General features: G+C 70.8%; 16 protein-coding genes and 4 tRNA genes. 11 read left to right on the top strand and 9 right to left on the bottom strand.

Annotation, left to right across the window (positions count from 1 at the left end; all coding sequences use genetic code 11):
* Positions 1 to 153: 153 nt before the first annotated feature.
* Together ACGFNH_RS20595 and ACGFNH_RS20590 are read left to right on the top strand one after the other, a co-directional pair.
* The gene (locus tag ACGFNH_RS20595) at positions 154 to 1,362 is read left to right on the top strand and encodes an Ig-like domain-containing protein (RefSeq protein WP_393655683.1); all 1,209 of its coding nucleotides are present in this window, start codon (positions 154 to 156) and stop codon (positions 1,360 to 1,362) included.
* A 577-nt stretch (positions 1,363 to 1,939) separates the two neighbouring features.
* The gene (locus ACGFNH_RS20590; protein ID WP_393655681.1) at positions 1,940 to 3,586 is read left to right on the top strand and encodes a hypothetical protein; all 1,647 of its coding nucleotides are present in this window, start codon (positions 1,940 to 1,942) and stop codon (positions 3,584 to 3,586) included.
* 1,014 nt (positions 3,587 to 4,600) lie between these two features.
* On the opposite strand, the gene ACGFNH_RS20585 is transcribed toward ACGFNH_RS20590, so the two are convergent.
* The 4 genes from ACGFNH_RS20585 to ACGFNH_RS20570 all read right to left on the bottom strand — a co-directional run bounded on the left by ACGFNH_RS20585 (position 4,601) and on the right by ACGFNH_RS20570 (position 6,756).
* Positions 4,601 to 4,674, bottom strand: a tRNA-Phe gene (locus ACGFNH_RS20585).
* Positions 4,675 to 4,678: 4 nt separating this feature from the next.
* Positions 4,679 to 4,753: transfer RNA gene (locus ACGFNH_RS20580), tRNA-Asp, on the bottom strand.
* A gap of 40 nt (positions 4,754 to 4,793) precedes the next feature.
* Positions 4,794 to 4,866, bottom strand: a tRNA-Glu gene (locus ACGFNH_RS20575).
* A 183-nt stretch (positions 4,867 to 5,049) separates the two neighbouring features.
* Positions 5,050 to 6,756, bottom strand: a complete 1,707-nt coding sequence (locus ACGFNH_RS20570) for a metallophosphoesterase (RefSeq protein WP_393655679.1) — start codon at positions 6,754 to 6,756, stop codon at positions 5,050 to 5,052.
* Positions 6,757 to 6,894: 138 nt separating this feature from the next.
* On the opposite strand from ACGFNH_RS20570, the gene ACGFNH_RS20565 reads away from it, so the two are divergent.
* Positions 6,895 to 7,245 carry a metallopeptidase family protein gene (locus tag ACGFNH_RS20565; RefSeq protein ID WP_393655677.1) on the top strand — a complete coding sequence of 117 codons (351 nt, stop codon included), beginning with the start codon at positions 6,895 to 6,897 and terminating at the stop codon, positions 7,243 to 7,245.
* Here the strand turns inward: ACGFNH_RS20565 and ACGFNH_RS20560 are convergent.
* Positions 7,236 to 7,460, bottom strand: coding sequence for a hypothetical protein (locus ACGFNH_RS20560; RefSeq protein ID WP_393655675.1), 225 nt, complete (start codon positions 7,458 to 7,460; stop codon positions 7,236 to 7,238). The two genes, ACGFNH_RS20565 and ACGFNH_RS20560, sit on opposite strands and share 10 nt — an antisense overlap.
* Between ACGFNH_RS20560 and ACGFNH_RS20555 the strand changes: the two genes are divergently transcribed.
* The 5 genes from ACGFNH_RS20555 to ACGFNH_RS20535 all read left to right on the top strand — a co-directional run bounded on the left by ACGFNH_RS20555 (position 7,443) and on the right by ACGFNH_RS20535 (position 12,728).
* Complete coding sequence (locus tag ACGFNH_RS20555; protein ID WP_393655674.1) at positions 7,443 to 8,006, top strand: fluoride efflux transporter FluC; 564 nt, start codon at positions 7,443 to 7,445, stop codon at positions 8,004 to 8,006. The genes ACGFNH_RS20560 and ACGFNH_RS20555 overlap by 18 nt on opposite strands.
* Entirely contained in the window at positions 8,003 to 8,377 is a 375-nt protein-coding gene (gene crcB / locus ACGFNH_RS20550; RefSeq protein WP_393655672.1) for a fluoride efflux transporter CrcB, read from the top strand. Before ACGFNH_RS20555 ends, crcB begins: the two co-directional genes overlap by 4 nt.
* Positions 8,378 to 8,781: 404 nt before the next feature.
* Positions 8,782 to 9,405: a hypothetical protein gene (locus ACGFNH_RS20545; protein ID WP_393655670.1), complete on the top strand. Its 624-nt coding sequence runs from the start codon at positions 8,782 to 8,784 to the stop codon at positions 9,403 to 9,405.
* A 617-nt stretch (positions 9,406 to 10,022) separates the two neighbouring features.
* Complete coding sequence (locus ACGFNH_RS20540) at positions 10,023 to 12,317, top strand: DEAD/DEAH box helicase (RefSeq protein WP_393655668.1); 2,295 nt, start codon at positions 10,023 to 10,025, stop codon at positions 12,315 to 12,317.
* 338 nt (positions 12,318 to 12,655) lie between these two features.
* A tRNA-Lys gene (locus ACGFNH_RS20535) sits at positions 12,656 to 12,728 on the top strand.
* Between the two features lie 169 nt (positions 12,729 to 12,897).
* On the opposite strand, the gene ACGFNH_RS20530 is transcribed toward ACGFNH_RS20535, so the two are convergent.
* Both ACGFNH_RS20530 and ACGFNH_RS20525 read right to left on the bottom strand, forming a co-directional pair.
* Entirely contained in the window at positions 12,898 to 13,560 is a 663-nt protein-coding gene (locus ACGFNH_RS20530; RefSeq protein ID WP_393655666.1) for a class I SAM-dependent methyltransferase, read from the bottom strand.
* A gap of 71 nt (positions 13,561 to 13,631) precedes the next feature.
* Entirely contained in the window at positions 13,632 to 14,114 is a 483-nt protein-coding gene (locus tag ACGFNH_RS20525) for a glycine-rich domain-containing protein (RefSeq protein WP_393655665.1), read from the bottom strand.
* Between the two features lie 546 nt (positions 14,115 to 14,660).
* On the opposite strand from ACGFNH_RS20525, the gene ACGFNH_RS20520 reads away from it, so the two are divergent.
* Positions 14,661 to 15,239: a hypothetical protein gene (locus ACGFNH_RS20520; protein ID WP_393655663.1), complete on the top strand. Its 579-nt coding sequence runs from the start codon at positions 14,661 to 14,663 to the stop codon at positions 15,237 to 15,239.
* A 170-nt stretch (positions 15,240 to 15,409) separates the two neighbouring features.
* On the opposite strand, the gene ACGFNH_RS20515 is transcribed toward ACGFNH_RS20520, so the two are convergent.
* Together ACGFNH_RS20515 and ACGFNH_RS20510 are read right to left on the bottom strand one after the other, a co-directional pair.
* Entirely contained in the window at positions 15,410 to 16,204 is a 795-nt protein-coding gene (locus ACGFNH_RS20515) for an IclR family transcriptional regulator (RefSeq protein WP_393655661.1), read from the bottom strand.
* A gap of 109 nt (positions 16,205 to 16,313) precedes the next feature.
* Positions 16,314 to 17,261 (bottom strand): zinc-binding alcohol dehydrogenase family protein, encoded by a 948-nt coding sequence (locus tag ACGFNH_RS20510; protein ID WP_393655659.1) that lies wholly within the window; start codon positions 17,259 to 17,261, stop codon positions 16,314 to 16,316.
* A gap of 561 nt (positions 17,262 to 17,822) precedes the next feature.
* On the opposite strand from ACGFNH_RS20510, the gene ACGFNH_RS20505 reads away from it, so the two are divergent.
* Both ACGFNH_RS20505 and ACGFNH_RS20500 read left to right on the top strand, forming a co-directional pair.
* A complete protein-coding gene (locus ACGFNH_RS20505) occupies positions 17,823 to 18,164 on the top strand; it encodes a TSUP family transporter (RefSeq protein WP_393655657.1) in 342 nt (113 codons plus the stop codon).
* A 728-nt stretch (positions 18,165 to 18,892) separates the two neighbouring features.
* On the top strand, positions 18,893 to 19,555 hold the full coding sequence (locus ACGFNH_RS20500) for a hypothetical protein (RefSeq protein ID WP_393655656.1): 663 nt from the start codon (positions 18,893 to 18,895) through the stop codon (positions 19,553 to 19,555).
* Position 19,556 lies beyond the last annotated feature (1 nt).

The following is a 19,556-nucleotide window of genomic DNA, read 5'->3' as shown; positions in this document are numbered from 1 at the left end:
CGGCACAGTCCTCGGCCCGGAGGTCGACGTTCCGTCACGTTGGTGACAGCTTCGTGACGTTCCGTGGAAAACCGGACCGAAAAGAGCAGAACCTGACCCCCCGCGCGGCCGTCTTGCCCGGTGTCACGCCGCACCCAGGAAGGCCGCCACGTCATGCGATCGCCCGTCCCCCACCGTCCCCGCCGCCCGCACGCGCTCGTCAGGGCCTGTGCCGCCGCCCTCGCCGTCACCGGCGTGCTCGCCCTGTCCGCCTGCGGCGGCTCGGGAGGCGGGCCGGCCTCCGCCGAGGCCGCCGAGAAGGCGAAGGTGTCGGTGAACCCGGGCGACGGCGCGAAGGACGTCGAGCCGGGCCGGCGAATAGCCGTCACGGCGAAGGGCGGCGAGCTGACCCAGGTCACCGTCACCGACGGCAAGGGCAACAAGATCGGTGGCTCGCTCTCCGACGGCGGCACAGCGTGGAAGTCCTCGTCGCGGACCGCGCCGGGCGCCACGTACACAGTGCGGACCAAGGCCGAGAACGAGGGCGGCGCGCAGAGCTCCTCGAAGGCATCCTTCTCCACCACGACGGCGACCGACGCGAACGTCAACAAGGTCACGCTGTCCCCGGGCACCGAGGGCGCCACGGTGGGTGTCGGACAGCCCGTGTCGATCACCTTCGACCACCCGGTCACCGACAAGGCGGCGGTCGAGCGGCAGTTGAAGGTCTCCGCCACACCCGGGACCGAGGGCTCCTGGGGCTGGGTGAAGAACCATGACGGCCGGGACCGCGCCGACTGGCGGCCGAAGGAGTACTGGAAGGCCGGGACCGAGGTCGCACTGAAGGCGAACCTGAGCGGGGTGAACGGCGGTGGCGGCCGCTACTTCGCCAAGAACTACGACGTGTCGTTCACGATCGGCCGGAGCCAGATCGCCAAGGTCGACGTGCAGGCGAAGAAGCTGACCCTGATCCGCGACGGTGAGACGGTCCGCACCCTCCCCATCTCAGCGGGCCGCCCGGCCAACGCGACCTGGAACGGCACGATGGTGCTGATGGCCAAGGAGGGCACCATCCGGATGAACTCCGAGACGGTCGGCCTGGGGGACGCCTACGACAAGATGGTCGACTACTCGATGAAGCTCAGCCACTCGGGCACGTACGCGCACGCCGCGCCGTGGAATGCGGGCAAGTTCGGTGTCGTCAACGACAGTTCCGGCTGCGTGGGCATGAGCACCTCCGACGCGGCCTGGCTGTACGAGCAGCTGAACGTCGGCGACGTCTTCGAGGTCTCGGGCTCGACGGAGGACACGATCGCCACGGGCAACGGCTTCGGGGACTGGAACCCGAGCTGGTCGCAGTGGCAGGGCCTGAGCGCCCTCAAGTAGCCACCGTTCGCGGATGCGGCGACGGGTCGTCGAGAACGTCGACGACCGGTCCGGCCGATCGCGAGCAGCGCACCCCCGTCGGGGCAGGACGACGACGCGGCCTCGCCGCTGTGGGCAAGCGACGCCTGCAGGGCGGGGCTGCTTCATCCCCGGAGCGGCGGGCCTTGGCGCGGCTGAGCGAAGCGAGCACACCTGGCGGCACGACTGGAGCGGGACTGTGCGCACGGCTGACCGACCGGAGCGCTCAGCCACAGGTGACTGAGCGCGCTGGTCGGCGAGCCTGAGCGTTTTGGTGCCCGAGGACCGGGTGCTGCGCGACATACGCGAGCAATCGGCCGACTCGACGGCGCCTCGTCAGGCGCGGCTCCGCACCCCCGCTCTGTGACAGCCCTCGCGGGCGGGGAGGTGCCCAGCGAGCGGCCACTCGCGAGCTCGTACGGTGCGGCCTTCTGAACCCTCCCTGCCACGGCTGGTGGGCTGTTCGGGGGATGACAGAGGTACTGCCGTATCAGGGCGACGGGGCGTGCCGTTGGCAGAGCAAGTTCAGAACCTTGGCAGGTCCCTCCCGGGAGGCAGCATGCAGGTACAGAGAGTCGCGACAGCCGCGTTGGTAGTCCTGGCGGTGAGCGGCATGGCGTCGCTCGGCGCAGGAACGGCGTTCGCCGACGGCCCGACCGCCACGGCTACCGGAGGCTCCTCGACGGCAGCCGATGCCTTCCAGCAGAACACCGCGCAGTCCAGCCGTCAGAACAACAACTGCGTGCACGCGAACAACAATGAGGAGACCATCACGCTCAGTGGTGGGCGGCTCAAGGGCCGCTGTGTGACTGCCGACGGCTCACTCAGCAAGTTCTCCCAGGTCCGCAGCGGTGGTGCGGACGCCGCGGGGGGCTCGGGACTGACGACGCTCGCCCAGCAGAACACGGCACAGCGCGGGCGGCAGAACAACAACTGCGCCCATCTCAACGAGTCCGGCTTCAGCCTCAACGGTGGCCGTGTCGAGGGTCGGTGCACCGACCGGAACACTTCGCTCAGCGACCACACTCTCGTCCACGGCGGTGGCGCCGAGGCCAACGGCGGTTCAGGAACGGGCGCCTTCACCGTCGACGTGAACGAACAGAACACCGCGCAGGAAGGCCGTCAGAACAACAACTGCGTCAATCAGAACAATGCGTTCGACACGACGTTGAGCGGAGCTCGAACCGAGGGGCAGTGCGAGAACGACGATGCCTCGCGCAGCAAGTACACGCAGCACACGAGCGGCGGGGCCGCCGCCAACGGGGGCGGGGTGAACAATGAAGGTTTCACCATCATGAACCAGCAGAACACCGCGCAGGAGGGGCGCCAGAACACCAACTGCGCCAGCCTCGGCGGCAGCACCTTCGAGCTGACCGGCGGGCGGACGGACGACCGGTGCCGAAACAGGGATACTTCGCTCAGTGATCACGCCCTCACCAGCAGCGGGGGCGCCAACGCCAACGGCGGCTCGGGCAGCGCCATGAACCAGCAGAACACTGCTCAGGAGGGACGGCAGAACGCCAACTGCGGCAACCCCAACGGCACCGGGGACATCATCCTGACCGGGGGCCGGTCAGGTACGGCGTGCCGGAACACCGACGGTTCGCGCAGCCTTCGGACTCTTGCTGAGGGCAGCGGAGCGAACGCCAACGGCGGCAGTAGCGATATTTTCGTCACTCAGCAGAACACCGCCCAAGCGGGGCGTCAGAACACCAACTGCGGCAACCTCAACGCCTCAGGCAACATCGCGGTGACCGGGGGAGCCGTGGGGACCGAGTGCAGCAGCGGGGATTCCTCGTTCAGCCGTGCCGCCGTGGTCAGGAGCGGTGGCGCCGACGCCAACGGCGGGTCCACCACAGGGTCCAGTGTGGCCCAGCAGAACACCGCCCAAGAGGGGCGCCAGAACACCAACTGCGGAAACCTCAACCTTGTGCAAGAGGAATTGAGCGGAGCACGCAGGGACATCAGCTGTGACGCGGCAGACCGCTCCAGCAACGTCGGTACTGCCGAAATCGGCGGAGGTGCCGAGGCCGACGGCGGCTCCAGTGCCGCCTCGCTCGTCCAGCAGAACACTGCTCAAGAAGGACGGCAGAACAACAGCTGCGCCAACCTCAACAACCTGGCGCTCACCGCCTCCGGCGCCCGCGACACCAGCCAGTGCCAGGCGGCTGACCACTCGACCAATATCAGCTCCGTTTACCGGTAGCGGATGCCGTCGCCGGATGTGCGCCACCGTCGAGCGGCCTCGCCGGCCGATCAACGCCCCTGAAACCCGCCTCATGGGTCACCCAAGGGTTCCTCGGACTGCGGGTTGCCGCTGCTGACGTGGCGGGATTCCGCATTCCTCATGCAGACATCGGCGGTCGGCAGTCGCTTCAGAGGTGACTCGTAACGTGAAAGAGATAGGGCAGTCGGTCACTGCGTTACGAGTTACCTCTCCATCCGACTGGGGAGGGGGCGTCATGGCCCGGTAGAACGCCGGCGCAGATGGTGTTCCGCCCAAGGACGTGGGCGGGCCCGCTCATCGCTGCCTGAGCACAGGTCCGCCTACCAAAAGGCCATGGACCGCCTCACCAGGGCGTTTCCGAAGGCTGCCATGCACGCCCACGGGGCGAACCAGATCGAGATCTTCTCCTGGCTCGTCCAACGCAAGGGCGTCTCGTCCGATGACTTCCCGTACCTCGGTGAGGTCCGGGATCGGCCTCGCGTACTCGAAGACCGCGCCACCGAGCCACGGCACGGCCGTTCCAGTGCAGGTTCGCCACCTCTGACCTGGACGAACTGCTGGTCCGGCTCGACCGGCACGCACTCGACCGGCAGGAAGAATCCTCCGCCCGCCCGCCGCGTGATCAACCCCGAAGGACTTCGAGCGCCGACGCCACTCAGCGTGCCAACGGCGAAGGCAGGAGCACCCTTCGCAGAACACGGCACGGATCACGGTCGCGTGTACGTGACGACGACCCGCGGCGTCCCGCACGTGTGTCTCGGTCTACGGCACGTCGCGGGATGACGTGCGGAAGAAGATCACCGATCTCCAGGCGCAGGAGAACCACGCATTCCCGTGCCGGACACGAACATGGAGCTGGAGGAGTACCGGACCTACTGGCCCGCAACCGTGGTCCAACGAGCTGAGAACCGTTCGCGTACGCGTTGGCGCAGCGGCACGAGAACAGCCCCACCGGTGATCTTCGGTGGGGCCGTTTGCCCTGGTGGGCGGCGGTGGCTGGGGCCGGGGTCGAACCGGCGACCTTCCGCTTTTCAGGCGGACGCTCGTACCAACTGAGCTACCCAGCCGCAGCGGTCCTGACGGGATTTGAACCCGCGGCCTCCACCTTGACAGGGTGGCGAGCACTCCAAACTGCTCCACAGGACCAAGAGCTTGTGCGAGGACAAGTCTCGCACAGGATCTTGCGTGCCCCCAACGGGATTCGAACCCGTGCTACCGCCTTGAAAGGGCGGCGTCCTGGGCCACTAGACGATGAGGGCTGATGGCCCACCTGCAGCGCTTGTCGGCGCCGTCGGGGACGTGAGAAGCATATGGGATGGGAGGAGCGATCGCCAAAACGGTTTCCCATCCGAATCGGCGCCGTCATGCGCCGCCCCGCACGGCGACGGACCCGGCCCCTTCCCCGGCCGTTCCGGCTCACCCCCTCGTTCTGGTCGCTGATGTCATTCCGGGCGGGCGCGCGGGGGCGGGCTCGCCCCCGTACCCGGCGTGGACTCCCGCGGCGATCCAGGCGCGGACTCCTGCCCCGGCCCCGCTCCGGAATCGCTGGGCGAGGGCGTCGCGTCAGGTGAGTTGCTCTCCGGGAGATGGCGGCTGACCTCCGCCTTCGACAGGCCGAGACCGCCCAGCGTGATCTCGTCCCACGCCTGGAGCGTGTGTGCGTCGCGGTCCAGGTAGAGGACCGATGCCTCGACCGGATCCGGCTCCTTGCCCTCGACCGCGCGCAGTCCGCTGCCGCCCGACGAGCCCTGCGTCATCAGCCGGGTGCCTCCGTCCAGCAGCTGGTTCGTACGGCGGTGGATGTGGCCGGCCAGGACCAGGGGGACCGTGCCGTCGGTCTGCTCGGCGGCGACCGGGTTGTGCGCCAGCGCGATGTCGGCGGGCCGGCCGACGGCGGTCTGCACGCGCAGCGATGCGGCCAGCTCGCGCCCCGCGCGTTCCTCGGCCGGGTTGCCGGCGGTGACGACCGAGCGGTCCGGCGTGAACTGCGGATCGCCGATGCCCGCCAGCCGCACCCCGGCCACCTCGACCGTTTTCCCGTGGTCCAGGACGTGGACGTTCTTCCGCCCCTCCATCGACTTCTGCGTCGCGCCCGAGTCGTGGTTGCCGCGCACCCAGACGTACGGCGCGCCCAGGCTGGAGACCGGGTCGAGGAAGCCGTTCTCCGCCGCTGTGCCGTGGTCCATGGTGTCGCCGGTGTCCACGATCAGATCGATCTCGTACTGCTCGACGAGCGACTCGATGATGTGCCAGCTCGCCGGGTTGAGGTGGATGTCGGAGACGTGCAGCACGCGGACGGTGGTGGGATCCGGCTGGTACGCGGGCAGGGTGGACGTGACGTCGTACAGCTTGGTGACGTTGGTGACCAGACGCGCCAACTCCTGCTGATAGACGTCGAAATCACTGACGATGCTGCGCGCGTTGCCCACCACGCTGGGAGCGGAGGACAGGAGCCCGGAGAACTTGGGTTCCAGGACGGACTTCGGGTTCCACGTCGCGTAGGCGAGGCCGCCGGACGCGGTGAGCAGGGCCAGCGCGAGACCGCCCGCGGCGAGGGCGGGGCGCGGCCTGCGGTAGACGGCGAGTCCGAGGGCGCACGAGCCGGAGACCACGGCCACGCAGGAGCGCAGTGCCAGGTCCAGGGTGCCCGCGGTGACGTCGTGGGAGACCTCGTCCTGGAGTCCGGCGATGCGCTCGGGGTGGTCGACCAGCGCGGCGGAGCGGTCCGGGTCGAGCTGGTCGACGTCGACGTCGAGCCTGAGGGGGCCGGTGTGGCTCTGCATCTCCAGCGAACCGAGCGGTGACACGTTGATCTTGGTGCCACCGGTGAAGGAGGGACGCAGGGTCATTCGCGTGTCCATCGGGCCGACGGGCGTACGGACGCTGCCGACGATCAGCAGCCCGAGCCATGCGCCGAGCAGGACCACGGTAATGAGGCCGACGGCACGGACGTACGGGTGCGGGCCACGGCTGAGTGCGAGGGCCGGGGAGCCGTCCCGGGGGCGGAGCCGTGTCCACCGGCGACGCAGCACTGCTGCGCTCAGGGCGCTCAGAGCGCTCAGGGCGCGCAGAGTGGCCGAACGGCCGGGCGACGGACGGGATGACGAGCGGGACGACGGATGAGGCGACCGGAATGGTTCGCGATCCATTGTGGCCGTATGCCCAGGCGCCACGAGGCCCATGCGGGCGGCGGGCGGACTGTGGGGTGAGGGGCTTCGAATGCGCCGGTGGTGGTGATCGGGCGGGTGGTGGGCCCGAATCCGGTCGCGTGGCGGAGAATGAGGGGCGTGCTGGAGATGACGCGCGAGGAGTTCGAGGGACTGGTCGCCGAGGCCCTGGACCGTATCCCGCCGGAGCTGACAAGGCTGATGGACAACGTCGCCGTGTTCGTCGAGGACGAACCGCCGGCGGACGATCCCGAGCTGCTCGGGCTGTACGAGGGGACGCCGCTCACCGACCGAGGGGAGTGGTACGCGGGCGTGCTGCCCGACCGGATCACGATCTACCGCGGGCCCACGCTGCGGATGTGCGACACCCGCGAGGAGGTCGTCTCCGAGACCGAGGTCACCGTGGTGCACGAGGTCGCGCACCACTTCGGCATCGATGACGAGCGTCTGCATGCCCTGGGCTACGGGTGAGCGGCGGCTCGCAGGGTGACGGAGGGCCGGACAGCGGCGACCCGTACGGTCCGGGTGATGACGGCGTTACGGGTGACGGCGACCGTGGCGGTGATGGCGTTACGGGTGACGGCGGCTCTGGCGGTGACGACGCTACGGGTGACGGCGTCACCGGCGGGGACGGCCCGGGCAGTCGGGGCGCTGACGTCTCGGCCCCTGTGGGGCGGGCAGTTCATGGGGCGTCCGCCGCGACCGCCCATCGCGGGGAACCCGTCGACCCCGACGTCGATCTCCACGTCCCGGCCGACCGCGCCGAGACCGCGCCGCACCGCCTCTGGCAGGTGCTCGCGGTCATCGCAGCGGGCGGCGCGGCCGGAGCGAGCGCGCGGTACGGGGCCTCGCTGGCATGGCCGACGCCGAGGAGCGCGTTCCCGTGGGACGTCTTCTGGGTCAACGTCTCCGGCTGCACGCTGATCGGTGTGCTGATGGTGCTGGTGAGCGAGCGCGGCGCGGGCCATCCGCTGCTGCGGCCGTTCCTCAGTACGGGCGTGCTCGGCGGCTACACCACCTTTTCGACGTACGCCGTGGATCTGGTCGGCCTGCTGCGGCGCGGCGAGGCGGGTGTCGCGGTGGCGTACGCCGTCGGAACGCTCACGGCAGCGCTCGGCGCAGTCTGGGCCGCGGCCGCGCTGACCCGCGCGGTGTTCCGTGGGGAGTCGCGGCCGGGCGGGGATCAGCCGGAGCGGAAGGCCCGCAAGGCCCGGAAGGAGCCGTCCCGGTGAACTGGCTGCTCGTGGTGGCCGGCGCCGTCGTGGGCGCGCCGCTCCGCTACCTCGTCGACCGGGCGGTCCAGGCCCGGCACGACTCGGTATTTCCGTGGGGGACCTTCGTCGTCAACCTCGCGGGGAGCCTGGTCCTGGGCCTGGTGACCGGTGCGGTCGCGGCGGGCGCCGCGTCCGGGCGGCTGCAGCTCCTGCTGGGGACGGGACTGTGCGGGGCGCTGACGACGTATTCGACGTTCTCGTACGAGTCGCTGCGGCTCGCCGAGCGCGGCCGGGCGGTCCTGGCGGTGGCGAACGCGGTGGGCTCGCTGGGCGCGGGGCTCGGCGCGGCCTGGCTCGGAGTGATCGCGGCCGAGACCTTCTTCGGCTGAGACGTTCGGTTGAGCCCCTCGGTTGAGATCTTGGGTTGAGGCCTTCGGCTGAGGCGCGCTGTGGCTGGGGCGCGACGGGCCGGTGCGACGCGTACGCCCGTGCCGGGGGCGGACGTGGTGCGTGACCCGGCGCGGGCTGCGGGCCGCCGTGCTCGGCGTGCGCCGGGGGTGGGCGAAGGCGTCCCGGGGGAGGATCCGGGCCGTGTCCTGGCCGGGGGAGGGGCAGTTGAGCACGGGTAACCCCCTATTTCTTGCCGCGCCGGAGGTGCCCGCACGTGCTCCTGTTTCCCGACCGCCGCCGCCTCCGCTCCTCCTGTCCGTCCACGTCTTCCGTCGACTCCGCTCCCTCCGTCGACTCCGCTCCCTCCGTCGACTCCGCTCCCTCCGTCGACTCCGCTCCTTCCGTGGCGCGTCGGCACGGCACCGGCACGCCGAGCCGCCTCGGCGCCGCGGTTCTTGCGATCGCCGCGGCGACGGGCTGCATGAGCGTGAGCGATCCCGAGGACGGGCAGCGGACCGGTTCGGTGGGGCACCGGGAGGGCAAGTCGACGCCGGACGGCGGCGGCACCCAGACGAAGGGCGGCACCGGAGGGGACACCCGGCACGGCCGGGGTAGCGGCATGGCCGACGCCAAGGGCGGCGCACGGGACGGGGGTGCGCGAGGCGAGCGGCCCGTTGCGGGCGGATCGACGCGCCCGTCGGGCGACCGTACGCGCTCGGGGGTCGAGCACACCCGGCCCCGTCCCTCCCAGCCGTCGCAGTCGCCGTCCGCCTCGCCGTCGCAGGGCGCGCCGTCGGCGGTGCCCAGCGCGTCGTCGCCCCAGCCGTCCCCGTCGGGCACGCTGCCGAGTGGATCCGCGTCCCCGTCGGTCACGCCGACCGGCCAGGACCCGTCGTCGGGGGAGAGCGAGCCGGAGTCCACGACGGGGTCCGGAAACGGGTCCGGGGCGGTGGCCGGGTCCGGGGCCGGGTCGGGATGGCTGGGGGCCCGCGCCGGGTCCTCGTGCCACGAACTCAGCTGCCGCTGACGCCGTACACACGGGTCTTCCTTCCACCGACGCGTACGTGAGCCTTCCTCGTCGCCGTACGGATCTCGGCGCGTGCTGTGTGCGGCAACCCGCACAGTGCCCCGACCGCGGATCAGCCGGGCATCTCGTCTGTGCACGGGCGGCCGGGCGTCTCGCCTGCGCCCGCGGTACCGGGCCTCTCGCCTGCGCACATGTCCGTACGAGCGCCAGGGCTGGGCGTACGCGGGAGACCGGCACGGAGGCGTAACCGGGAGACCGGCACGGACGTAACCGGGAGGCATACGCCCGGACGTGATCGTGCGCTCCGCACCACCGTGCACCGCGGCTCCCGCCCGCGTACCCGAACTCCCTTGTCCCAGCGCCACAGTGGCGCTGGGCCGAACCGCCCACCCGACGCCCTCCGGGGTGTCGCAGGTCTCCCTCGCCCGGTTTGCGTCGGGGGGTTCGAGGTGCGTATGGTGGTAGATCGTTTGATCCCATGTTGCCCGGCGCCGAAACCGAAGCGCGCCGCGAATGGCGCGTTCCTTTTCCTTCCCGTGGCTGACCGCATTGAGGCGGTCGTATGCGAATCACGGAGTTTGGGCGCGTGCCGAGACTCCGGAAGGTTCGCATTTCGCATGTCTGTTTCCACTTCTGACCACGCCGTCGTGCCCGAGAACGGTGAGGTCGCCGAGGTCGTCGAGGCCCCCGAGGCGCCTCCGACCACCACCTTCGCGGACCTGGGGCTCGCCGAGCCCGTCGTCCGCAAGCTGTCCCAGAACGGCGTCACGACGCCGTTCCCGATCCAGGCCGCGACCATCCCGGACGCCCTGGCCGGTCGGGACATCCTCGGCCGTGGCCGTACCGGCTCCGGCAAGACCCTCTCCTTCGGCCTCCCGCTGCTGACCCAGCTCGCCGGCGGCTCCACCGAGAAGAAGCGCCCCCGCGGCCTGATCCTCACCCCGACCCGCGAGCTCGCGATGCAGGTCTCCGACGCGCTCCAGCCGTACGGCGACGTGCTCGGCCTCAAGCTCAAGGTCGTGTGCGGCGGTACGTCGATGGGCAACCAGATCAGCGCCCTGGAGCGCGGCGTGGACATCCTCGTCGCCACCCCGGGCCGTCTGCGCGACCTGATCGACCGCCGCGCCGCCTCGCTCGACAAGGTGCAGATCGCCGTCCTCGACGAGGCCGACCAGATGGCCGACATGGGCTTCCTGCCCGAGGTGACCGAGATCCTGGACCTGGTCCCGCCGGGCGGTCAGCGCATGCTGTTCTCCGCGACGCTGGAGAACGAAATCGACACGCTCGTCAAGCGCTACCTGTCCGAGCCCGTCACGCACGAGGTCGACGCGGCGCAGGGCGCGGTCACGACCATGACCCACCACGTGCTCGTCGTGAAGCCGAAGGACAAGGCGCCGGTCACGGCCGCCATCGCCGCCCGCAAGGGCCGCACGATCATCTTCGTCCGCACGCAGCTCGGCGCCGACCGCGTCGCCGAGCAGCTGCAGGACGCCGGGGTGCGGGCCGACGCGCTGCACGGCGGTATGACGCAGGGCGCCCGGACCCGTACGCTCGCCGACTTCAAGGACGGGTACGTCAACGTGCTCGTCGCCACCGACGTCGCCGCGCGCGGCATCCACGTCGACGGCATCGACCTGGTGCTGAACGTCGACCCGGCCGGTGACCACAAGGACTACCTGCACCGTTCGGGCCGCACCGCCCGCGCCGGCCAGAGCGGCACTGTTGTGTCGCTGGCCCTCCCGCACCAGCGGCGGCAGATCTTCCGGCTGATGGAGGACGCGGGCGTGGACGCCTCGCGCCACATCGTCGGTGGTGCCGGCGCCTTCGACGAGGACGTGGCCCTGATCACCGGCGCCCGGTCGCTCACCGAGGTGCAGGCCGAGTCCGCGTCGAACGCCGCGAAGCAGGCGGAGCGCGAGGTGCACGACCTGACGCGCGAGCTGGAGAAGGCGCAGCGGCGTGCTGCCGAACTCCGCGACGAGGCCGACCGGTTGACGTCGCGCGCGGCGCGCGAGCGGGGCGATGAGCCGGTCGCCGACCAGGCGGCGTCCGCCTCCGGGACCGCGGCCGAGACGGGCGTGGCCGGTACGGACGTCGAGGGCTCTGCCACCGCGACCGTCGTCGGCGAGGTGCCCGCACAGGCGGCTCCGACCGCTGTGGACGGCGCCGCTGCCGCCGCGACCCAGGACAACGCCCAGGCTTCGGCGGGTGCGCCGGCCGCGCAGGAGGCGCCGCGCCGCAGCACGTACGACCGGTACGAGCGGCGTGACGAGCGGCGGGACGACCGCCGTGACGCGCCCCGCTCCTACGGTCGCGACCGCGACCGGGACCGCCGGGACGACGACCGGCGCGGCGACCGCCCGTTCAACCGCGACCGCCGTGACGACCGCGGAAGCTTCCAGCGCCGTGACGACCGCGGCGGGTTCCAGCGCCGTGACGACCGCGGGAGCTTCCAGCGCCGTGACGACCGCGGTGGCTACGGCGACCGCCCGGTCAACCGCGACCGTCGCGACGACCGGGGCTTCGGCGGCCGGGACCGCGACCGCAGTGGCCGCGACGACCGTCCGTTCAACCGCGACCGTCGCGACGACCGCGGTGGCCGCTCGTTCGACCGCGACGACCGACGCTTCGGCGGTAGCCGTGAGGGGCGGGACGACCGTCCCGTCAACCGTGACCGCCGGGACGGCGAGCGCGGCGGCTTCGGCGGCGGGCGCTCCTTCGAGCGCCGCGACCACAACCACCGTGGCGGCGACCGTCCGTTCAACCGCGACCGTCGCGACGACCGCCCGTACAACCGTGACCGCCGCGACGACCGTCCGGCCAAGCGCGACGACCACCGCGGTGGCTCGGCCTCCGGTGGCCGCTCGTTCGACCGCCGCGCCGACAAGCCGCGCTGGAAGCGCAACGGCTGACCCCGGCGCCCATTGCTGAACCACCGCCGCCCCCGGACCACTTCGGTGCCCGGGGGCGGCGGCGTCTCCCCTGCCGCTGCGGCCCGGCGGCGGGCAGACGGCAACGGTGACGCGGCGCGGCCTTCGGGGTGAGCGCGTGACACCATGGAGGCCCGTGCACGGGCGGCGTGCTCCCATCCGCTCCCGGCGCTGTCCACGACGCAGGGGCAGGGGCAGGGGCGGGGTGTCCCGTACGAGGCCGGTACGGTGGGGGTCCCGGCAGGGGGCCCATACGCGCCCGGCGGATACCCGATCGGCCGTCCGGCTCGTCCCCGCTATGCTCGGGGGAGCACGAGCACGGGCCGTTAGCTCAATTGGCAGAGCAGTGGACTTTTAATCCATTGGTTGTGGGTTCGAGTCCCACACGGCCTACATGAATTGCCCCAGGTGAGAGCGGGATGAGCCTGGGGCATCTCTCTGTCGGCGCCCGACAGGTTATCTGTTGGCCCGTTGCCGGCCCCAGGGGTAAACGATCAAGACATTAAGAGGCCACGGCCACCCTCCACGCAGGAAGAGGACGACCGGCGCCGGCTGTGCGGCGTCAGGCTGTGGCGCGGACGAGCATCGTGCCGATCTTGCGACGGCCGGGCGGGGCGGGCAGCACCAGGGCGGTCGCGTCGGTGAAGCCGCGTTCGCGGAGGATCTGCGTCCACTGCTGTGGCTCGTAGTCCCAGCGCTTCACGACGAGCGGGTCCTCGTCCTCGGACCGGTTGATGTACGACGCCTGGCAGCCGTAGCACCCCTCAATGGGTGGCCGGTGGGAGAAGGCGAGCAAGCCTCCGGGACGGAGCCGCTCGCGGATCGCGGGCAGCAACGTGGCGGGGTCGGTGAACCAGACGGCGCCGAAGACGGAGAACACCGCGTCGAAGGTGTCCGTGCAGCGGGCGAGGAAGTCGAGCGCGTCCGCCTGGTGCAGCTCGAGCAGGGCGGTGTCCGCCCACCGGGCGTCGGCGGCCTTCAGCTGGGCGAGGGACAGGTCCACTCCGGTGGCGCGCGCGCCGAGGGTCGCGACGTGCGCGAGGTTGCCGCCCTTCCCGCAACCCAGTTCCAGGACCGTCGATCCCTGGCTGATGCCCAGTACTTCCGCGTCGGGCCCGTGGTCGGCGTACTGGGTCCAGTTGAACCATGTCGTTTTGCCGGCGGCGTTCGTCAGCCGTCGCTCCGGCTTCTGCTGCGAGTAGGTGTCCCAGGCCGTCTCTGCCATGCGATCCGCTCCGCTTCCTTGAGACAGCCGCCCGGCGCGGGCCGGGCGGCTGGTGGCGCGTTGTGCCTACGTCACTTCTGCTTGCTCTTGCCGCTGTTGGGGCTGTCGCTGCAACCGGCGTGGCACTGGCTGCAGTCGCTCATCTCCGGCCACAGCTCGAGGTCAACGGTGTAGTCGGCCGCGGTGATGGCCTCGAGGGTGCGTTGCCGGGCTGCTGCGGCTGTCCCTTCCTCGCCCTCGTCGGGGTCGGTCGGGACGTGGTGGACGAAGTGTCCCGCGATGCGCTGACAGAAGGCAGCGTATTCGCGGGTGTGGAGGATGAAGGTGTGCCAGCCGACGTCGATGCTCCCGCTGGGCGAGAGGGGCTGGCCGGTGTTGTCGCCGCATGCGGCGAGGAACGCCGCGGTCTGGGTGACGATCCGGTCGGCGAACGGAAGGTCGATGCCGGGGTGGTCTTTGACGATGCGGGTGGCGAGTCGGTTGACGAGCTCGGAGCCGAGGAGTGTCCGGGGGTCGGTGGCGGTGACGAAGGGCCGTTCTGCGGTGATGGTCACTGTGCCTCCTGTGTCGTGGTTGACGCTTGCTGATTGCGCCCTGACCGGCGCTCTGAGGCATACCGGGGGGCGGCGGCGTGGCGTCCTAGGCCCTGGCCTTGCGGCACCGCGGGCACCGGCACGGCGGGTACGCCATGGACCCCGGGGGGATCGCGGCGCCTCCTGAGTCGTCCGCGTCGGTGCCCTCGTTCATGCCGCGCACTATCCCCTCGCGACGCGCCACGTACCGGCGCAGTGCTTCGCGTGAGGGTGATGCGTGGGGCCAGTCCTTGTCCGCCATGACTCCAACTTCGGCCCGTCCAGGGGACGTTTCCACGGACACATGAGGGACGTATCGGCGTCTAAGGTCTACCGTCCAAGAAGGTCCCAACGTCCTCGGGGGGCGCCTTGAACACAGCGCTGCGCGACGCTATGGCGGAGCGGAAGATGACCACTGGACGGCTCGCACGTACAGTCGGCGTCACGGTAAAGACAGCTGAGCGGTGGCTATCCGACCCTCGGGTCCCGCATCCGAGGACGCGCGCCGAGGTGGAGACGGCGTTGGGAGTGAGTGCAGACGTGCTGTGGCCGAAGGCGGTCAGGTCCACCGTCAAGGTGGGCGCGGACCGGGAGATCGTCTCCGCGTACCCGTACCGAAATGCGTGCCCGACCAGCGTGTGGGCGTCGCTGATCGACGGGGCATCGCAGGCCATAACGTTCGCCGGGTACACCAACTACTTCATCTGGCAGGAGCACCCGCGTCTCTCCGATCGGCTGAAGCGGAAGGCTCAGGAAGGCTGCGCGGTGCGGTTCGTCGTGGGTGATCCCGAGTCGGAGGTCACCCGTAAGCGTGAAGAGGTCGAGGGTGTTCCACTCACAGTCGGGACGCGGATCCGGATCACGCTCGATGCGCTCGACAAGATCCGAGACGCGCCGGGTATTGAGGCGAAGTACAGCGACGAGCACATCGCCCTCTCGGTGTTCACCTTCGACGATCAGATGCTGGTGACGCCGCACATCTCCAACCTCCTCGGGCACGACTCGCCCATGCTGCACCTGCGCAGGCTCGGCGACGACGGGCTGTACGACCGGTTCGCCTCCCACGTGGCGGCGCTGTGGGAGACCGGGCGACCCGTCTGGTCGTGAACCCACGAACGCGCCTTCGCCCTCCCGGACGAGAGCGGGGCCCCGCGGTGGAGGTTCCGGGCTCCGTCGGTGGGGGACCCGGTTCGGGTCGAAAGACTGACCGCCCCTGCGAACAACCAGCAGGCGGGGCCCGGTTCAACCGGACCCCGCCTGCTGTTGCGATGCGTCCCTCAGCCTGCGGGCCAGTCACCCCCGCCGAGGCGGCTCAGTCGAGCCGCGGCGTGCTTGGTGGCGTCGATGACCTTCTGGGGTGCGTGCGGCATCAGTTGGGCCGGGCGCAGGAGGAGAACCGCGCCCATGATCGAGGAGTCCCACATGATGGGAGCCGCGCAGGAGTTCCAGCCGGACATGCACTCCTGGTAGCCCACCGCGTAGCCCTGGTCCCGGATGTCCGCGAGGGAATCACGCAGCTCGTCGTTGTCCTGGTAGACCCCGGGGCCCGCTTCTTCAGGGACCGGCTCGTCGAACACCCGCTGCTGGAGGACCGGCGGCAGGTAGGCGAGTATCGTCCGGCCCGACGCCCCGGTACGAAGAGAGCGGGTGACCGACAGGACATCCCGCGGCGTCATCCCGAGCTCGACGAGGTCCGAGTCGCCGACAGCCATGTCGATGCACTGCCGGTTGATGCCTCCGAACGGGGCCTTCATGTAGAGGAAGACCATCCCGCCGTCGGTGGCCAGCCGGAGCTGCTGCAGCACGGCGTGTGCCTCGTCCCCGGAGAGGCCGTCATGCGAAAGCGCCTGGAACGCAAGCTCGCTGACGGCCCGGGCGAGCTGATACCGCCCACGGCGGGGGCGGGCGAACGTACCGCTGTAGATGCCGCTCTGCAGTATCCGGCTGACGGTCGAGTCATCCAGCCCCGTCGTTTCGGCCAGCTCGCTCAGGCTGTGGTCAGGTCCTCCGAGGTCGACGAAGGCGCGCTGCACCCTGAAGACCCTTTCGGCGTGGCTCGTCCCAGTGCCCATCCGGTCGCTCCTCCCCTGGGATCAGTGCCGCGCCTCCTCCTGCGGAGGCGCGGCCCCGTTGCGGGGACGAGCGTTCCAACTCGTATGTCCGCGTGGGGGATCCACCATCCTAGTGAGCGGTGTCCAACAGAAGCTTCCCCGATTGCGAACGGCTGGTCAGGTCACGGTGTGCCTGCGCCGCCTCGCCGAGTCCGTACGCCTTTCCGATGACCGGCCGCAGGTCCCCGGACCGTACCGCCGCGAACAGCGCCCGCATCGACGTCGGCAGCGCCGTGCGGTCGCTGTAGAGATGGGGCAGCCAGAATCCCGACAGCGTGATCGACCGCTCCATCAACTCCCGTGTGGGAACGTTCGCCAGCTCACCGCCGGCGTAGCCGTACACGACCACACGGCCGCGAGGGGCGACCGCGCCCAGCACTTGGTGGAAGGTCTTGCCGCCGGTCATCTCCAGAGCCGCCTGGACCGGACCGCCGGCGGCCTCAAGGATGCGCTCCGTGAGTTCATCGGCCGTCGAGGAGTCCACCACCGCGTCCGCGCCGAGGTCTTGCGCCAGGTGGCGTTTCTCCTCGGTGCTCGCCAGGGCGACGACCTTCGCTCCGGCGCTCTTGGCCAGTTGAACGGCCAGCGACCCGACACCACCGGCCGCAGCCGGGATGAGGACACGCTGGCCGCTGGTCACCTGCGCCGCGGTGAACAGCAGGTGCCAGGCCGAATTGCCCTGCAGGGTCAGTGAAACGGCCTGCTCGTCGGTCACATCATCCGGGATGTCCCAGATGACGCGCCGGTGGACGAGGGCCTTCTCCGCGTAACCTCCGCCTGCTGTCAGTGCCGCAATACGACGCCCGCCGTCCACCGTCCCGACGATTTCGTTTCCGGGGATGTACGGCAGCTCAACCGGGTTCAGATACGTGTTCCCCCGCACATGAACGTCCGCGTAATTGACGCCCGCGCAGGTCACGTTCGCCGGCAGATACCCCGCGCGGGGCTGGGGCTCCGGAACATCGGCCAGCTCCAGCACCTCAGGGCCGCCGAATTCCCGCATCGTGATCGCTCGCACTGCACTCCCTAGCAGTTGTGGGTAGGTCGTGGACAGGCTATGGCATGCGGATTCTGCTGGTGGAGCCGCCTTGCAAACCCTCGTTTCTCGTGTGGTGAGAAACGGCCCCGCTCTTTCTCGTCCTCAGAGAAACCGACTCTCCGGTTCTCGCGTGGCGAGAACCGGAGAATTACTGACTTGCAGTCGGCAAAGGTGCGTTGGCATAGTGCCCGTACGCATTCCTGGGGCCTGTGTGCTTATTCCGTTTCCACTGCTCCGCGGGGGAGACCAGAGGAAACAGTTCGGGCTCTTTGGGGGAGGGAGTGCAAGAGTGGGCAGCGGCTTCACATCGTTCACTCGCAGACTTCTCGACCTTGCAGAGCCCAGGTCACATGCACATGGGCCCCAGGCCCATGCGGCCGACAATCCTTCTACGCCGGTGAGCCGGCCGTACGGCGGCTCGGATGAAGCCGTCGCTTGGGCTTGTGCCAGCAAATCCCGGGACTGACCGCGGCGTTGGGGCAGGGTGACGATCCTCGCCGGGCCGCGTGCGGGGCTCGGCAGCCGCACGGGGCCGTCCGTGTGCCGGGTACGGAGTCGTCCGCGTGCCGGGTGCGGCGGTCGTCATCACGAGCGCTGGGGCGGTGTGGAAGCGGTCGAGGCAGTCGCGATCGGTGCGGCGGCGGTCGCCGCGGGCGGAATCAACGCGGTGGTCGGTTCCTCGCCACCGTCGTCAACGGCGTCGCCGCCGTCGTCTTCATCGCCGCGACCGATGTCGACTGGGCCGCGGCCGGAGTGATCGCGGCCGGTTCGACGCTGGGCGGATGGCTGGGCGCCAAGGTGGGCCGCCGGTTGCCGCCGGCCGTCCTGCGCGGGGTGATCGTCCTGGTCGGCGGTACGGCGGCGGTCGCGGTCGCGCTCTGAGATCCGCCGGGACCAAGTCCGGCGCGCGCAACGCGGATTCACGGTTCGGCGTGGGGCCCCGCCCCGCCCCGGGGGGGGGGGGCCCCCCCCCGGGGGGGGGGCGGGGGGGGGGGGGCCGCCGGGGGGGGGGGGGGGGGGGGCGCCGCGGGCGGGGGCCGGGCGGGGGGGGGGGGGGCGGGCGCGGGGGCGGCCGACCCGGGCGGCCGGGGCCCCGCCCCCCCCGCCCCCCCCCCCCCCGGCCGCCCCCCCCCCCCCCCCCCCCGCCCCCGCGCCCCCCCCCCCCCCCCCCCCCCCCCCCCCCCCCCCCCCCGCCGGTACGGGGGCCGTGGCTCTTGCCACGTCAGGTGCGGGGGCCATGGGGCTCGCCGCGTCCGGTGCCCGGCCGTGGGGCTCGCCGCGTCCGGTGCGGGTCTCGCCGCGTCTCGGCATGGCGGCGTGGGTCTTGCCGACCGGTACGGCGTGGGCCCGGCCGAGCGGGGCCCCGCTCCCGTACGTCCCGCACCCCTTGAGTCCTGTGAAGGCCCGCCCGTCACCCCGGTCTCTTCCGTGGCCGTTGTGCAGGCCCTCGGTACCCCGTGAAGAATCAGTGACCCAGTGGATGAGTCACTGCACAAGTATTGCCGACGTCGTCGGTGCGCCCCCATTCTCTGATTGGTCTTCGCCGCGGAGTCCCCACGCCCGACGCGGAGCCGTCCAGGTTCGACCCCTGCTCGTTCCCAGGAGGTTCCATGGTCCGCTCCCGTACACGCGCCCGTCTCCGCAACGCCGCGCTGGGTCTCGCTCTCGGCGCCGTCGTCGCGGCCGTCGTTCCCGGTGCGTCCGCGTCGGCCGCGCAGTCGTCCAGGGCCTCCGAGACGTCCACGGCGTCCACGGCGTCCGCGGCCGCCGCTTCGGCAACGGTGGGCCCCTTCGCGGAGCCGCCGTTCACATCGGAGTGCGTGTGGCACCACTTCGGCGAGGGCGAGCACCCCCCGCTGTGGATGTGGGCGTACGACCCGCTGTGCGTGGAGTACGACAAGCGCGACATCACCATCGACAACGGCGGCGCGCTCCGCTTCCTGCTCGCCGAGCCCTCCCGCTTCGCGATCGCCGGTCTCTCCTGCCGCTACTACCAGCGGGACCACTGGAGCGTGCAGAAGTCGACCGGCGATGTGCCGTACGTGACCTGGGACGGCCAGTACTGGTGGGACAAGGGGGCACGGCGCGCCGGGCTCCGCGTCACGAACTTCCGCATCGGCGGGCAACCGGCCGGAATCGGCGACGCCGTGACCGCGCTCCGCCCCCACTTCCCCGAACTGGCCGACGCACTGGCCCGGTTCGGTGAGGACTCCGGGGAGAGCGGCGTCAGCGTCACGCTCCCGTTCAGCCTTCCCTGCAGCCTGGCGGGGTGAG

It is taken from the genome of Streptomyces sp. NPDC048639, assembly GCF_043199075.1.
Lineage (GTDB): Bacteria > Actinomycetota > Actinomycetes > Streptomycetales > Streptomycetaceae > Streptomyces.
The sequence above is the reverse complement of the archived record's forward strand: the minus strand, read 5'-3'. Positions and strand labels throughout refer to the sequence as shown.